The sequence below is a fragment of the Methylobacterium sp. GXF4 genome (assembly GCF_000272495.1).
GTDB lineage: Bacteria > Pseudomonadota > Alphaproteobacteria > Rhizobiales > Beijerinckiaceae > Methylobacterium > Methylobacterium brachiatum.
This window is the reverse complement of the sequence record NZ_AKFK01000120.1, coordinates 1-14006: the sequence shown is the minus strand read 5'-3', so window position 1 is coordinate 14006 and position 14006 is coordinate 1. Positions and strand designations below refer to the sequence as shown.

15 protein-coding genes and 1 pseudogene are annotated in these 14006 nt (G+C 69.9%); 4 read left to right on the top strand and 12 right to left on the bottom strand.

All coding sequences use genetic code 11. From position 1 onward, the window contains the following. The 3 genes and pseudogenes from WYO_RS28760 to WYO_RS31895 all read right to left on the bottom strand — a co-directional run. A pseudogene (locus WYO_RS28760) lies at positions 1–434 on the bottom strand (hypothetical protein); the annotation flags it as partial. 119 nt (positions 435–553) lie between these two features. Next, positions 554–847 (bottom strand): DUF3761 domain-containing protein, encoded by a 294-nt coding sequence (locus WYO_RS28755; RefSeq protein WP_007569481.1) that lies wholly within the window; start codon positions 845–847, stop codon positions 554–556. Then, complete coding sequence (locus WYO_RS31895) at positions 847–1065, bottom strand: hypothetical protein (protein WP_007569480.1); 219 nt, start codon at positions 1063–1065, stop codon at positions 847–849. Before WYO_RS31895 ends, WYO_RS28755 begins: the two co-directional genes overlap by 1 nt. Before the next feature lie 355 nt (positions 1066–1420). Here WYO_RS31895 and WYO_RS28745 point away from each other — a divergent pair, with 355 nt between their 5' ends. Next, on the top strand, positions 1421–1675 hold the full coding sequence (locus tag WYO_RS28745) for a hypothetical protein (RefSeq protein ID WP_007569479.1): 255 nt from the start codon (positions 1421–1423) through the stop codon (positions 1673–1675). Between the two features lie 125 nt (positions 1676–1800). On the opposite strand, the gene WYO_RS28740 is transcribed toward WYO_RS28745, so the two are convergent. Then, positions 1801–2325 carry a hypothetical protein gene (locus tag WYO_RS28740; protein WP_007569478.1) on the bottom strand — a complete coding sequence of 175 codons (525 nt, stop codon included), beginning with the start codon at positions 2323–2325 and terminating at the stop codon, positions 1801–1803. A gap of 103 nt (positions 2326–2428) precedes the next feature. After that, positions 2429–2863, bottom strand: coding sequence for a DUF4260 family protein (locus WYO_RS28735; protein WP_007569477.1), 435 nt, complete (start codon positions 2861–2863; stop codon positions 2429–2431). 87 nt (positions 2864–2950) lie between these two features. Here WYO_RS28735 and WYO_RS28730 point away from each other — a divergent pair, with 87 nt between their 5' ends. Beyond that, positions 2951–3841, top strand: a complete 891-nt coding sequence (locus WYO_RS28730; protein WP_039904693.1) for a LysR family transcriptional regulator — start codon at positions 2951–2953, stop codon at positions 3839–3841. Positions 3842–3865: 24 nt separating this feature from the next. On the opposite strand, the gene WYO_RS28725 is transcribed toward WYO_RS28730, so the two are convergent. The 7 genes from WYO_RS28725 to WYO_RS32445 form a co-directional block, all read right to left on the bottom strand. Beyond that, a complete protein-coding gene (locus tag WYO_RS28725; protein ID WP_007569475.1) occupies positions 3866–4963 on the bottom strand; it encodes a chemotaxis response regulator protein-glutamate methylesterase in 1098 nt (365 codons plus the stop codon). Next, a complete protein-coding gene (locus WYO_RS28720) occupies positions 4960–5805 on the bottom strand; it encodes a CheR family methyltransferase (RefSeq protein WP_007569474.1) in 846 nt (281 codons plus the stop codon). The genes WYO_RS28725 and WYO_RS28720 overlap by 4 nt, the downstream gene beginning before the upstream one ends. A 22-nt stretch (positions 5806–5827) precedes the next feature. Further along, positions 5828–6301 carry a chemotaxis protein CheW gene (locus WYO_RS28715; protein ID WP_007569473.1) on the bottom strand — a complete coding sequence of 158 codons (474 nt, stop codon included), beginning with the start codon at positions 6299–6301 and terminating at the stop codon, positions 5828–5830. A gap of 137 nt (positions 6302–6438) precedes the next feature. Next, on the bottom strand, positions 6439–8616 hold the full coding sequence (locus WYO_RS28710) for a methyl-accepting chemotaxis protein (protein WP_007569470.1): 2178 nt from the start codon (positions 8614–8616) through the stop codon (positions 6439–6441). A gap of 17 nt (positions 8617–8633) precedes the next feature. Then, positions 8634–9095 carry a chemotaxis protein CheW gene (locus WYO_RS28705; RefSeq protein WP_007569469.1) on the bottom strand — a complete coding sequence of 154 codons (462 nt, stop codon included), beginning with the start codon at positions 9093–9095 and terminating at the stop codon, positions 8634–8636. Beyond that, entirely contained in the window at positions 9095–11167 is a 2073-nt protein-coding gene (locus tag WYO_RS28700) for a chemotaxis protein CheA (RefSeq protein WP_007569467.1), read from the bottom strand. Before WYO_RS28700 ends, WYO_RS28705 begins: the two co-directional genes overlap by 1 nt. 398 nt (positions 11168–11565) lie before the next feature. Further along, the gene (locus WYO_RS32445) at positions 11566–12672 is read right to left on the bottom strand and encodes a methyl-accepting chemotaxis protein (RefSeq protein ID WP_007569465.1); all 1107 of its coding nucleotides are present in this window, start codon (positions 12670–12672) and stop codon (positions 11566–11568) included. Between the two features lie 447 nt (positions 12673–13119). Between WYO_RS32445 and WYO_RS28690 the strand changes: the two genes are divergently transcribed. Together WYO_RS28690 and WYO_RS28685 are read left to right on the top strand one after the other, a co-directional pair. After that, positions 13120–13419: an STAS domain-containing protein gene (locus tag WYO_RS28690; RefSeq protein ID WP_007569464.1), complete on the top strand. Its 300-nt coding sequence runs from the start codon at positions 13120–13122 to the stop codon at positions 13417–13419. Positions 13420–13440: 21 nt separating this feature from the next. Further along, positions 13441–13806 (top strand): response regulator, encoded by a 366-nt coding sequence (locus tag WYO_RS28685; protein WP_007569462.1) that lies wholly within the window; start codon positions 13441–13443, stop codon positions 13804–13806. Positions 13807–14006 lie beyond the last annotated feature (200 nt).

Genomic DNA, 14006 nt, shown 5'->3' with positions numbered 1-14006 from the left:
GCTCTTCCGATCTGCCGGGCGATATGGGTGCGCAGATGCGCCCGAAGGGTCGGCGGGTCCGCCGCCGCCTCCGGATCGAGACGGCCGGGCTCGGCCCCCACATCCGGTTCGAGACGGGCGACGCCGCAGCCGGCCAGGAGCCGGTCGGCGGCGGCGCGCCCGACGCCCGCAGCCTCGGCCACGTCGCCGGGATCGTTCCGCGTGTCGCTCAGGAGCCGCGCGAGGGCCGCCCGGCGGGTCTCCGGCCAGCGCGCGGCGATGTCATGCCGCCGGCGGCGCGGCCGCAGCCAGCCGGACCGGGCGTTCCAGCTGAGGATCGTGGCCGGCTTGACGCCGGTGCGGGCGCTGATCGCGGCGACCGACAGCTCGGTCTCGCGCAGGAGCTGCTCGACCGCGGCGCGCTGCTCCGGCGGGAGTGGATCGAGAGACCGCATCGCCGCCGCTCCGCATACGTATCGACCGTGCCTGGTATGTACCCGAGCAGCGCGCCGGTGTCAACCTATAAATTCCTATCCTTGGATTTTAGGCGGATCTCTTCCGCGCGTGCAATGCCTCACCCCTCCCAATGGGCCACGCCGCCATGGCCGGAGCAGGTGCCGCGGCGGGTGTGGCTGAAGCTCCAGGTGTCGTCCCGGCACTTGGCCCTGGCCCCGGCCGGCTTGGCGCCGTCGCGGGTCTTGGCCGGGCGGTGGACCTCGGAGCCGTCATGGCTGCGATAATGGCCGTGCCGGTCGAGGGTCGATTCGTCGGGCTCGCGGTAGTCCCGGGCTGAGGCTCCACCGGCGAGGCCGAGGAGCACGGCCCCGGCGAGCGCGAGCCGGGCAAGGCCCCTGCAGGTGGGACCCATCACCGGGCGGCACCGCATGTGCCGAAATTGTCACGCGCGGCGCCGTTCGGGCTGATCGCCTGGCCCGGCGCCCGGGAGGTCGCGCGCGCCGCGGTACCGTCCGCCAACGCATGGCTCGCACCGCCCGGGACGGCGCCACCCGGGCCGTCGCCACCCGCTCGGGCGGCGGCACCGCCGGCCGTCGGCAGCAGGACGGCCACGATCGGGATCGGTCTCACGGTGCCACCTCAAGGTTGTGTTGATTGGCATCAAGCACAACCCAAGCGGGGCCGTCACGCGCTATTTCAGGTTAGGATTAAGGCTCATCGCGGTTGCGGCCCGGCGGCTCGGCGAAGACCCCGGCAGCAGTGCGCGGGCCTGCCGTCCGGCCCCGCCGAGATGAAGCGGCCGACTCTCCAGGCAAACTGCAAAGCTCGGCCCGGAATCCGAAATCGTCCTGCGTATTGCGCATGGATTCGGCGGTCTTCGTGGGGAGTCCCGCAAAAAAACCGGGCTTGCTTGGGCTGTGTTCGGAGCGCTAACCAGAGGCAGCCGCGCGTCGGCAACGCGATCGAACGGGAATACGGGGGCGAAGTGTTCGTTCTGGTGCTGGCGACCCTGGCAGGTGGCATCCTGACATCTGTGTGCGCGTGGCCCTGGCTCGGCCTCGGTGCGCTGCTCCTGGCCCCGTTCGGGGCCGGCAGCGCGGCGGTGTTCGCCGGACTCCTGCTCGCCGCCCTGCGGAGCCGGCGTTCAGCCGCGACGCACAAGCCGGTCCTGGGCACGCCGCCCGAGGCGCCCGCCACCATCGCCAACGACACGCTGTCGGCTCACCGCCGACGGGCGTGACCAGCCTCCGGGCGGGCGCGGCCGGAAACCGGCCGCCCTGCTCCACGGCAGAGGCCGGGCGCGATCCCCTGCGGCCGCCGCACCCCGCCTTCCGAATGCCGGCAGCCGCCGTTCAGGACCGGACGCTAAGGCCCGCCGGCGCCCGGCGCCGCCGCGACGGTCGGGATCCGGCCGGGTCCGCGGAAGAGCGCCAGGCCGATCACGTGCCGGACCAGGGTCGCGAGCCCCAGCGCCAGGAAGCCGGCGCTGCCGGTCAGGACCACGCGCTCGATCCCGTCCGTGTGGATGATGTGGTCCGGCACCTCGACGCATTGGACGAAGATCTCGGCCATCAGGCCCAGCACCAGCAGGGCGAGGCCGACATGATGGCAGAGCGTGTCGAGGGCGGCCTCGTAGTCCGGCTCTTCCGTCGGCAGGCCGCCCAGCAGATGGCTGACGCCCGCCCGCTCCTCCAGGACGACACCCCAACCGATCAGGATCACGCCCATCCCCTCGATGATGTGCCCGGCCTCCTGGATCGATTCGTGGTGCCCCAAGCCCGCCCCCCACAGCAACGATGCGACCTCGTAGAGGGCCAGGGTCAGCGGCATCAGGATCACGACGTTGAACGCGACGATCGACCAGCGGCTGAGAAGCATCGTCGCCAGCATCGTGTGGAATCTCTTCGCCCAGGACATCGATGAAACGACCCGCCCCTCGGCACAGGCCTGGGTGTAATCGGAGATGTGCAGGAAGGATCGCGCCCGACCAAAGTCAACGGGCGCGCGAAACTTGGGACGCGCGCGCCTGTGATTGAGACGGAGCGGCGCGGTCGCCGGTGCCGATCGCCCCGAGATGGGTCATGCCGAAGCCGGCCCGGTATTTGAGGCCGTAGCCGAGGGCGCGGTCGAAGCCGATATGGGCGGCCCAGATCAGGCCCGCCGCCAGGATCTCCGGCGCCTGTGCGAGCACGCCCCAAGCCAGACAGGCCGCGGGCAGACCGTACCAGTGGCCGGCATTGTAGAGGGCCGCCCCGGCCGCACGCCCGGCGCCGTAGCCGAGCAGGGTCAGGTCGGGGGCGAAGAACAGCAGCGCGAAGGGCCACCAGCCCGTCTCCAGACGGCCATACGTCACCGATGCGGCGACGAGGACGAGCAGGCCTTCGAGGCGCAGCAGCTGCCGCGGCGCCCCCGTTACCGTTCCGGTCATCGCGTGTCCTCCTGAGGGGATGCCGTGAGACTCACCCATTCATCGCTGCATGGCGAGACCGGATTTCCGCATGCTATTCCCTCACAAATGAATACCCCGGACTGGACCCTGCTGCGCTCCTTCCTGGCCGTGGTCGAGATGCGCTCCCTGTCGGCGGCCGCCACCCGCACCGGCGCGACCCAGCCGACCTTGAGCCGCCATATCCGCGCGCTGGAGACGGCGCTCGGCGTCACCCTGTTCACCCGCACGGCGCGGGGGCTCGAACCGACCGAGGCGGCCCTGGGCCTGATCGACGACGCGCGCGCCATGGGCGAGGCCGCCGATGCCCTGGCGCGCAAGGCGCAAGGGCGGGCGCAGGGCCTGAGCGGGACCGTGCGCATCACCGCCTCGGTGATCGTCGCCAACCTGCTGCTGCCACCGATCCTGGCGGCCTTGCGGGCGGACGAGCCGCGCATCGAGATCGAGCTCGTCGCCTCGGATCAGCCCCAGAACCTGCTGCGCCGGGATGCCGACATCGCGATCCGCATGTTCGACCCGACCCAGAACGCACTGATCGCCCGCAGGCTCGGGGAGGCGCCGCTCGGGCTGTTCGGCGCACGAAGCTATTTCGCGCGCCGCGGCCGGCCCCGCACCGTGGCCGACCTGGCCGAGCACGACGTCCTCGGTTTCGATCGCAGCGACGCGCTGCTGCGGGCCTATGCCGCCCACGGTCTCCGGGCGGCGCGCACGGATTTCCCGATCCGCTGCGACGACCAGATGGTCTACTGGAACCTGATGCTGGCCGGGGCCGGCCTCGGCTTCGCGCAGGTGCTGCTGGCGGGGCGCCACCCCGAGCTGGAGCGGGCGGAGATCGGCCTGACCCTTGCGCCGCTTCCGGTCTGGCTGGTCCTGCACGAGGAGGTGCGCGGCAACGCCCGGATCCGCCGGGTCGCCGATCGCCTCACCGAGGCGCTCGGCGCCCTGCTGCGCGGCGCCTGACGGGGATCGCGGCGGATCCCCGCCTCACGCCGGCTGGCGCAGCACCGGGGCGAGGCCGAAGCGGATGATCTCGTGGGGGAGCCGGTCGAGCGGCAGGACCTTGGCGGCGGCGCCGCGCTCGATCGCCTCCTTGGGCATGCCGAACACCACGCAGCTCTCCTCGTCCTGCGCCACCGTGAGCGCGCCGGCCCGGCGCATCTCCAGGAGGCCGTTGGCGCCGTCGTCGCCCATGCCGGTCATCAGGATGCCGAGCGCGTTGGCGCCGGCGCATTGCGCGGCGGCGCGGAACAGCACGTCCACGGAGGGGCGGTGGCGCGAGACCAGCGGGCCGTCCTTCACCGCCACGGTGTAGTGGTTGCCGCTGCGCTGGAGCAGCAGGTGACGCCCGCCCGGAGCGATCAGGGCCCGACCGGGGGCGACCGCATCGCCGTCCTCGGCCTCCTTGACCGCGATGGCGCAGAGCCCGTCCAGCCGCCGGGCGAAGGCGGCGGTGAAGTATTCGGGCATGTGCTGGACGATGACCAGGCCCGGGCAATCGACCGGCAGCACCTCCAGCACGTCCCGCAGGGATTCGGTCCCGCCCGTGGAGGCGCCGATGCAGACGATCGGGTCGGTCCCGGCCACGCTGCGGATGCGGGTCGTGGGCGGCAGCACGGCGTCGGCGGTGAGCTTCGCCTCGACCGCCCGGAGCGGCGGCCGGCTCGGGCGCAGCTTCGCCCCGGCCGCGGCCCGCACGGCGTCGCAGACCCGGACGGAGGATTCCATCAGGAACTGGCGGGTATCCACCCGGGGCTTGGGCAGGACGTCCACCGCCCCCGCCTCCAGCACCTCGAACAGGCTCCGGGAGCCCTGGTCGGTGAGCGTCGAGCAGATGATCACCGGGATCGGCCGCTGCGCCATGATCTTGCGCAGGAAGGTCAGCCCGTCCATCCGGGGCATCTCGAGGTCGAGGATGATGACGTCCGGCACCTCCTCGTGGATGCGCCGGGCCGCGATGAACGGATCGGCCGCCGTGCCGAGCACGGTGATGTCGGGGGCCGCGTCCAGGATGCCCACCAGGGTCTGCCGGACCGAGGCGGAATCGTCCACGATCAGCACGCGGATCGGCGGCTTGCGCGTCATCCGATGGCGCCCTCGACCCGGGTGAAGATCGTCGAGGAGACCTGCGCCAGGCCCGGCACCCCGGCCCCGGCCATCGATTCCGAATGGCCGACCACCAGGAAGCCACCGGGCCGCAGATGCGTGGCGAGCCGGGACAGGACCGCCCGCTGGGTGTCCTTGTCGAAATAGATCAGGACGTTGCGACAGAAGATGATGTCCACGTCGCGATCGACCGGATACTGGGCATTCATCAGGTTCAGGTGCTTGAAGCGCACCCGGGCGCGCAGCTCCGGGACGATCCGCCCGACCTTCCAGGCCGGGTTGCGGGCCTGCATCACGTAGCGTCGGCGGAAATGCTGCGGCACCGCCTGCAGCACGTCCTCCGGGTAGATGCCGTCCGCGGCGACCCGCAGGACCTCCGTGGAGACGTCGGTGCCGAGGATCGCGTAGTCGAGCGCGTGCCCGGCCATCGCCATGTCGTGCAGCACCATCGCGAGCGTGTAGGCCTCCGCCCCCGTCGAGGCGGCGGCGCTCCACAGCTTGAGCCGCGCCTGGGTGATGCCGTTCCGGCGCAGCATCGGGATCAGCTCGTCCCGGAGCTGGTCGAAATGCGCCGGTTCGCGGAAGAAGTCGGTCTTGTTGGTGGTGACGCAATCGATGATGTGGACGAATTCCTCGGCGAGGTGACCCTCCTCGAAGACGTGCCGGCCGTATTCCGTCAGCGTCTCGATCTCGAGCGCGCGCATGCGCTTGCGCAGCCGTCCCTCCACCATGGTGCGCTTGGCCGGCGGGATCTGGATCCCGACGCGTTCCTGGATCAGGTAGGCGACCGTCTCGAAATGGCGGTCTTTGAGGCGCGGCATGAAATCGGTCCTTGCGCGGCGATCAGGCCGCGAGCGACGGCATCAGAAGGGCGGGGTCGTCGCCCGCCATCAGCGCCTGCAGATCGAACACCACCACGAAGGCCTCGCCCTTGCGGCCGATGCCGGCGATGTAGGTCGAGCGCCAGCGGCCCCCGACATCGGGGGCGGGCTCCAGCTCGGCGCTGTCGAGCTCGGTCACCTCGATGACCCGGTCGGCCACGAAGCCGACCCGCATCGCCCGCTCGCCCATGGCGATGTTGAGCAGGATGATCCGGGTCGCCGGGGTCACCGGAATCGCCGGCAGCCCGAGCTTGGTGCGCAGGTCGACCACCGGGTAGCTCTGGCCGCGCACGTCGATCATGCCGACCAGGAACGGCGGCGCGTGCGGCAGGGCCGCGGGCGGGCGGTAATCCAGGATCTCATGCACGGATTCGATGTCGATCCCGAAGATCTCGCGATCGAGGCCGAGGGTCAGGTATTGCCACACGCTGGACATGCTGGTCTCCGGCTGGGCCGGCTGCCGGTCGCGTCCCGCCCGAACCGGGGGGCACGGGCCATCGCCGCGGCAGCATAGGAATCGGTGATTTCAGGGAGAGACACCGCGCGGGGAGAGCCCGCGCGGTGCGGGGCCGCTCAGGCGGCGCGGATGAAGTCGGCGTCGCGGGAATCGCCCTCACCCATGTCGAGGGCGAAGCCGCCGCCACCGCCGGCCAGGGTGCGGCGGCCGGCGCGGGTCTTGTCGGCGGGCCTGACGCTCGCCTTGGCCGGGGCGCCCATCCGGGCCGCCGTCGCCCGCAGCTGCGTCGCTGCCACGTCGATGCGCGACTCCGTCTCGTCGAGGCGGAAATACGCGATGGTGGCCTGGAGCCGCTCGGCCTGGGTGGCCAGCTCCTCGGAGGTGGCCGAGACCTGCTGGGACGCGCTGGCGTTCTGCTGGGTCACCTTGTCGAGCTGCTGGATCGCCAGGTTGATCTGCGCCGAGCCGACATCCTGCTCCCGGCAGGCGGCCGAGATCTCCTCCACCAGAAGCGCGGTCTTGCGAATGTCGGGCACCAGCCGCCCGAGCATCTCGCCGGCCTGCTGGGCCGCCTTGACCGTGTCGGAGGACAGCGTGCCGATCTCGGCCGCCGCCGCCTGGCTGCGCTCGGCGAGCTTGCGCACCTCCGAGGCGACCACCGCGAAGCCGCGGCCGTGCTCGCCGGCCCGCGCCGCCTCGACGGCGGCGTTCAGCGCCAGCAGGTCGGTCTGCCGGGCGATCTCCTGCACGATGGTGATCTTCTGGGCGATGGTCTGCATCGCGTCCACCGCCCGTCCCACCGCGGCGCCGCTGGCCTCGGCATCCTGGGCGGACTGCCGGGCGATCGCCTCGGTCTGGCTGGCATTCTCGGCGTTCTGCTTCACGTTGGCGGCCATCTCCTCGACCGAGGCGGAAGCCTCTTCCGTGGAGGCCGCCTGCTCGGTGGAGCCCTGCGACAGCTGTTCGGCCGAGGAGGACAGCTCCTGCGAGCCCGCCGAGACGTTGCCGGCCGCCGCGTTCGCCTCCGTCACCACGGCCCGGAGCCGGCTCAGCATCGTCTGAAGGGCGAGACCCATCGTGTCCTTGTCGGACAGCGGCTTGGCCTCGACGGTCAGGTCGCCCCCCGCGATCGCGTTGGCGAGGGCGGCGGTCTCCCTCAGGTTGTCGGTCATCCGGTTCATGGCGGTCACCAGATCGCCGACCTCGTCGTTCGAGGTCACGGCGATCTTTTGGTCCAGGTCACCGGCCGAGACGGCTTCGGCGAGCGAAACGGCCCGGGCCAGTCCCCGGGAGATCGAGACCGCGAGCCAGCCGGCGATGCCGAGGCCGAGGAGCAGCGCGCCCGCCAAGGTCGCGAGCATCAGCGTCTGGCTGTCCTGCGACGCCGTCTTCGAGCGCTCGACCGCCTCCGCCATCTGGCGGCCCTGGTAATCGGTCAGGAGGTCGAAGGCCTTGTTGGTCGCCACGGACGCGACGCTGTACTCGCCTGCGACGAGCTCGATCGCGCGGATGGGCGCGCCCGGCTCGATCGTGGCAAGGGCCTTCTGGAACGAGGCGAACCAGGTCTCGAAGCTCTGCCGGACCGCCTCGGTGGGGACCTTCGCGGCAGCGCCGACCCGGAGCAGGTTCTCAAGGCCGCGGGCGATCTCATCGCGCATGTGCTTGGTCGCGGTCACGTGCTCCTCGAGCCCGGCAACGCTGACCGCGCCGGTGGCGGCCTGAAGCCGGCCCCAGGCCCGTTCGAGGGGGATCTGGAACGCCATCACCGCCTTCATCAGATCGATGGCGTTCCTGTCGGCCTTGGCTGTGAGCGCCCCCAGCTCCGTGCGCAGGACGGCGATGGCCGGGCGCCCCACGCCGGCAATCTCGGACCAGGCCCGGGCGTTGGCGTTCATCTTGGCCAGCTCGACGATCTTGTTGCCCAGGGCAACCTGCGTCTCGTATTTCTGGTCGAGGTCCTGGACGAGCTGGCCGGCCTCCCCGGTCGAGGGGCTGGCCTTGATCTTGGCGATGGCTTCCTGGGCGCGCTTGCGCATGTCGAGGGCCCGCTTGAGGGAATCGGCGATCTGGGCGTCGTTCACGGTGATCACCGCCGTGCGGAGGTTGGCGGTGCTGCGGATGGCGTTGGCCTTGGCCTCCAGCATCTGGGCTTGCGTCGCCGCGCGGTCGCGGAGGAACGCTAGGCTCCTGTCGGATTCCATCAGGCCCCGATAGCCGACGCCGCCGGCCAGACCGGCGAGCACGAGCATCGCGCCGAACCCGGCGGCCAGCTTGGCCTTGATTGAAATCCGCATATTCTCGACTCCTAAAATTAATTTAAAATTGCTGGCATGTCCGGAATAATGACAAAATCTTCGCCAGATTTCACAATGGAGCGAATGTATTCAGGCCGCCATGACGTGCCGATCTTCGGCGCCGGCTGGCGGCTCTCCAGGGCGACCGCGGTCACCTCGAACACCTTGTCGGCCACCAGCGCGACCAGGGTCGGGTCGCCGTCGAGTTCGAGCTCGATCACCACGAAGCGGGTATCCGGGGTCGCCGCGGTGATCGGCATGCCGAAGCGCTCGCGGATATCGGCCAGCGGCACGACGTTGCCGCGCACGTTGACCACGTGGCCGAGATGCGGCCGCGCCCCGGCGACCCGGGTGGTCGGGATCGGGTCGATGATCTCGCGCACCATCCCGGCCCCGAGCGCGAAGGTCTCGGTGCCGATGCGCATCATCACGGCCTGGAGGGCGTGGCCCTGCTCGATGGCCTCGACGAAATCGGTCATCACGCCACCTCACGGAATTCGCGCAGCCCGTCCGCGGCGGCGCCGATCTGCCCGCCGGCCATCAGCTGGGCCGGGTCGATGATGAGCGCCGCGGTGCCGTCACCGAGGATCGTGGCGCCCGAGAAGGTCGTGACGTCGGCGTGCAGCTTCGACAGCGACTTGATCACCGTCTGGTGGTTGCCGAGGATCTGGTCGGCCACGAGCCCGAACCGGGTCTCGCCCACCGACACGATGATCACCTTCTGGTAGGGGTCCGGCTCGCCGGCCGCCTCGAACAGGCTGCGTAGGCGCAGGAACGGCACGAGGTCGCCGCGGATGTTAAGGAAGTCCCGGCCGCGCTCGCCGCGCCCGCTCTCGGGCAGCTCGACGCATTCCTCCACGGCCGAGAGCGGCAGCACGTAGCGCCCCTCCCCGACCCGGATCAGCAGGCCCTCGATGATCGCCAGCGTCAGCGGCAGGCGCAGCACGATGGCGGTGCCCGCCCCCGGCTCGGTGGTGATGTCGATCGAGCCGCGCAGGCCCTCGATGGTCTTCTTGACCACGTCCATGCCGACGCCGCGGCCCGAGAGCGCGGAGATCTGCTGCGCTGTCGAGAAGCCCGGCGCGAACAGGAACTGGTAGACCTGCTGGTCGGTGAGCGGGGTGCCGGGCGCGACGAGCCCGCGCTCCTCGGCCTTGGCCCGGATGCGCGTCACGTCGAGCCCGGCGCCGTCGTCGCGCACGGTCACGAGGACCTGGGCGCCGACATGCTCGGCGGAGAGCGTGATGCGCCCGGTGGCGTTCTTGCCGGCGGCGCTGCGCCGGGCCGGGTCCTCGATGCCGTGGTCGATGGCGTTGCGGATCAGGTGCACCAGCGGATCGGCCAGCCGCTCGATCACGGTCTTGTCGAGCTCGGTCTCCTCGCCGTCGGTGACGAAGGTGACGGGCTTGCCGAGATCCCCCGACAGGTCGTGGACCAGGCGCCGGAACCGGCTGAACAGGGCGCCGATCGGCACCATGCGGATGCTCATGGTCGTGTCGCGCAGCTGCGCCGAGAGCCGCTCGATCTCCTCCGCGATGGTCTGGAGCCCGCCATCGGCGTGCAGGCCGGCGAGCTGGCTCAGCCGGGCCTGGGCGATGACCAGCTCGCCGATCCGGTCGAGCAGCTCGTCGAGCCGCTCGGCCTCGACCCGCATGGTGCTGGACCCGCGCGGCTCGGTGCTGCGGGCCGGGCCCTTGCGCTCGGCCTCGGGCGGCTTCGCGGCGGGCGCGGGTGCAGGCTCGACGGCCGGTGTGGCAACGGATCGGGCGGGGGCCTGGGCAGGAGCCGGCATCGGCACCGGAACGGGCGCCGGCGAAGGATCCAGGGCGGGTTCGGGGGCGGGCTCGGGCGCGTCCAGCGGCGCCAGGGTCAGCACCATGTCGTCGCGCACGAACAGGAAGACGTCCTCGATCGCCGCGCGGCTCGCGGCCCCGCGGAGCGTGACGTCCCAGCCGAGCGCCAGGCTCTCCGGGTCGAGGCCGGCGAGGTCCGGCAGATCCGCGACGCGCGGCACAACCGTGCAGGGGCCGAGCTCGCGCAGCTCGTCGAGCAGGGCCAGCGGGTTCGTGCCGTTGCGCAGCACGTCCGGGGCGAAGGCGATCCCGATCCGCCAGCCCTCGGGCGCGGCATCCGGGCTCGGCCCTTCGGCCGCCGGCTCGGTCTCGGGCGCCTCCTTCGCGCGGCTGATCAGGCGCTCGAGCTCGGCCAGGATCGCCTCACCGATCACCGGGGCGGTGGCGTCGGGATCCTCGATCAGCGTGCGGATATAGTCCTTGGCCGAGAGCGACACGTTGACCAGGTCGGCGCTGGTCGGGACATCGCCGCGGCGGACGAGGTCGAAGGCGGTCTCGAAATCGTGCGTGAAGGCGGCGACCCGGTCGAAGCCGAACATCGCCCCCGATCCCTTGATCGTGTGCAGGGCCCGGAACGCGGTGTCGATCAGCGCCGAATCGTCCGGCCGGTCGCCGAGGTCGAGCAGCGTCGTCTCCAGCCGATCGAGAAGCTCGTTGGCCTCGGCCAGAAATACCGCGCGCGGATCGTGATCAGTCATCGTCGAGCGGATCCCGTTGCACCGTCTTTCGAGGAACCGGGGCACTTCCGCACCCGGCCCGGTCGCCGACCCGAGGCTAGATCTCGCGATCCTGCCGGCTGACGCCCGATCGACCGAAGACTCGGTCCATCACACAGGAATGACACTACCTTAAAATCGTTAAAAAGTGAAGACCTGATCTGAGTTAAAAGTTTTTCCGCCCCGATTTTTTCAGACTCCGGATCCGTTCCAGCCTATAAAAGATGCTATAAATTTCCGCTTACTCACTATTTTACCGGTATATATTTTAGTTAATGCTCATTCATTGCGCTATAACAACGAACATCAGGAATTTATTGGATAACTTTCCCGGACCTTGTGTTGAATGCACCCGATGTTCTGCAAAGGCCACCCCCGGATCAGAACAGATCCACCCCGGCCAGGGGATCATCATCCGCGTCCGGCGCCGCCGCCGCGGTGCCGAGCAGGCGGCGGGACAGCCGCTCCCGGACCTCGCCCAGGGTGCAGCCGGCGATCAGCGCCTCGGCCCAGTCGCGCTCCGCCTCGGCCCGGCCGCCCGGCTCGGTCTGCAGGGCGCGCAGGATCCCCTGCAGATTCTGCATGCGCTGCTTGGCGAGATCCTGGAACTGCATGGCCACGATCGCGCCCGAGACGTCCTGGGTGATCGCCTCGGTGGTCTGCACGGTCTGGCTCAGCACGCCGGCGAACCGCGAGCTCTGCTCGACCAGGGCCTGCATCACCACGCGGACCCGGGCGTCGGCGTTGCGGCTCTCCTCCGACATGTCGATGGTGGCGATGTCGTGCAGGAGTGCGTGGCTGCTGCGCAGGCCGCCCGCGATCGAGCCGATCTGCTGCTTGATCACCCCGGACAGGGCGTTGATCGCGCCGGCCAGGCTGCGGACCTCGTCGGCCACCACCGCGAAGGCCCGCCCGGCCTCCCCGGCCCGGGCGGCCTCGATCTTGGCGTTCAAGGCCAGCAGGTTGGTCTGGCGGTTGATCTTCTCGATCTCGGCGACGCTGCCGTCCACCGAGGACAACTCGCCCAGCACGCCGTTCAGCGCGCCCTCCATGGTCGCGCCGCGGGACGACATGAAGCCGATCTTGTCGTTGAGCATCGCGAGGATCTCGCCGAGCGCCGTGGCGACCTCGGCGAGCGGCCGCTCGGTCCCGTCGATCCGCACCGACTGGATCGCCGTCACCAGCCCCTGCACGATCTCCGACTGGCCGCGTGTGGTCGTGGCGATGCGCTGGAACCGGTCCGACAGGCCGTGGACGTCGGTCTCGACATCGGCCGAGATGATCCCGAGCTCGTCGATCAGGGCGTCGAGGGTCTTGCGCTGGACCTCGGACAGGCCGAGCCGGGCCTGGATCACATCCGCGGCCCCGAGCGGGGGCACCGGCGCGGCGGGCGCGGCGGGCGCCTCCCGGTCGAGGTCGAGCGCCGCGAGCGAATCCGATACATCCTCGTGATCCGACCTCAGATTCGCACGCCCCCAGAAGGCCATCGATAGATATTCCTTGGACTCTGTCAGATCTTGCCGGGGACAGGCTCGAACGCACGATTGTGAACCCCGGGTGCCTAGGCCAGTCATCTGAATGAACAGTTATGACCGAGGCAATATGCGCGCTCAATCACACGGTTTATGTGACCCAGACCATGCGACAATTGCGGATATATTTCGATCCTCGAATATCAATGCTTTCGGCGGTTGCGGGTCGAAATGCCATCGAATACCAGCAAGAGTCTATTTCCATGCCGCCGAAGTCACCGAACAATTTTTACAATACAAACTTGCACATCTGGCACGCCATGGCAGTTTTCAACAGGAAACCCGGGATCAAGGTTCGGACAAGCTCGGTCGCTATGGTCAGCTCAAGGGAAACTTAACGGCCGCGAATCTTAAAGAGATCGCCTGCAGCCAGTCTGGCCGTTCAACCGCAACGGATTCCTCATGGCCGAACCCGCCACCCTCACCCTGCCGCCGGAATGCACGCTCCGGACGGCGCAGGCCCTCCAGGCCGACCTGCTGGCGGCGCTCAAGGGCGCGCCCGGCCTCCTGCTGGATTGCGCGGCGGTCGAGAAGGTCGACATCACCTTCGTCCAGCTCGTGGTCACGGCCGCCAAGTCGGCCGGCGCGCGCGGCGCCACCCTCGACCTGACCAACCCGCCCGACGCGGTCGCGGCGGCCTTCCGGCGCGCCGGCTTCACGCCGCACGCCCCGTTCGCGGCGGATTCCGCCTCAGCCCTCTGACCTCAGCACCGGATTCCCCTCATGGCCACCGTACTCGCCGTCGACGATTCGCCCAGCATCCGCCAAATGATCAAGATCGTGCTGGGCCCCGCCGGCCACACGGTGATCGAGGCCGAGGACGGCGCCGAAGGCCTCGCCAAGGCCAAGGCCGAGACGATCAACCTGGTGATCACCGACCTCAACATGCCGGTGATGAACGGCATCGAGATGATCAAGCAGCTGCGCACGGTGCCGTCCTGCGCGGGCGTGCCGATCCTGTTCCTGAGCACCGAGTCGGACGACAGCATCAAGCAGCAGGCGAAAGCCGCCGGCGCCACCGGCTGGATCACCAAGCCGTTCAAGCCGGAGCAGCTTCTGGCGGTGGTCTCGAAGCTGATCCGGGCCTGAAGTCGAGCCGCCCCGGCGGGTTCACGCAGCGCGGGACCGGTTCGGGAGAACCTCCCCCGTGGGGGCTGAAAGGTATTCACCTCGGCCCGCGTAGGGCGCAACGTGCGACCTCTCCTGCGAGAGAGACGTGGGGGTGAGGGACCGTGTCTGCCCGGAGAGGCCTCATCATTCCCTTCCCCCGCACGGGCGAGCCCCCCCCC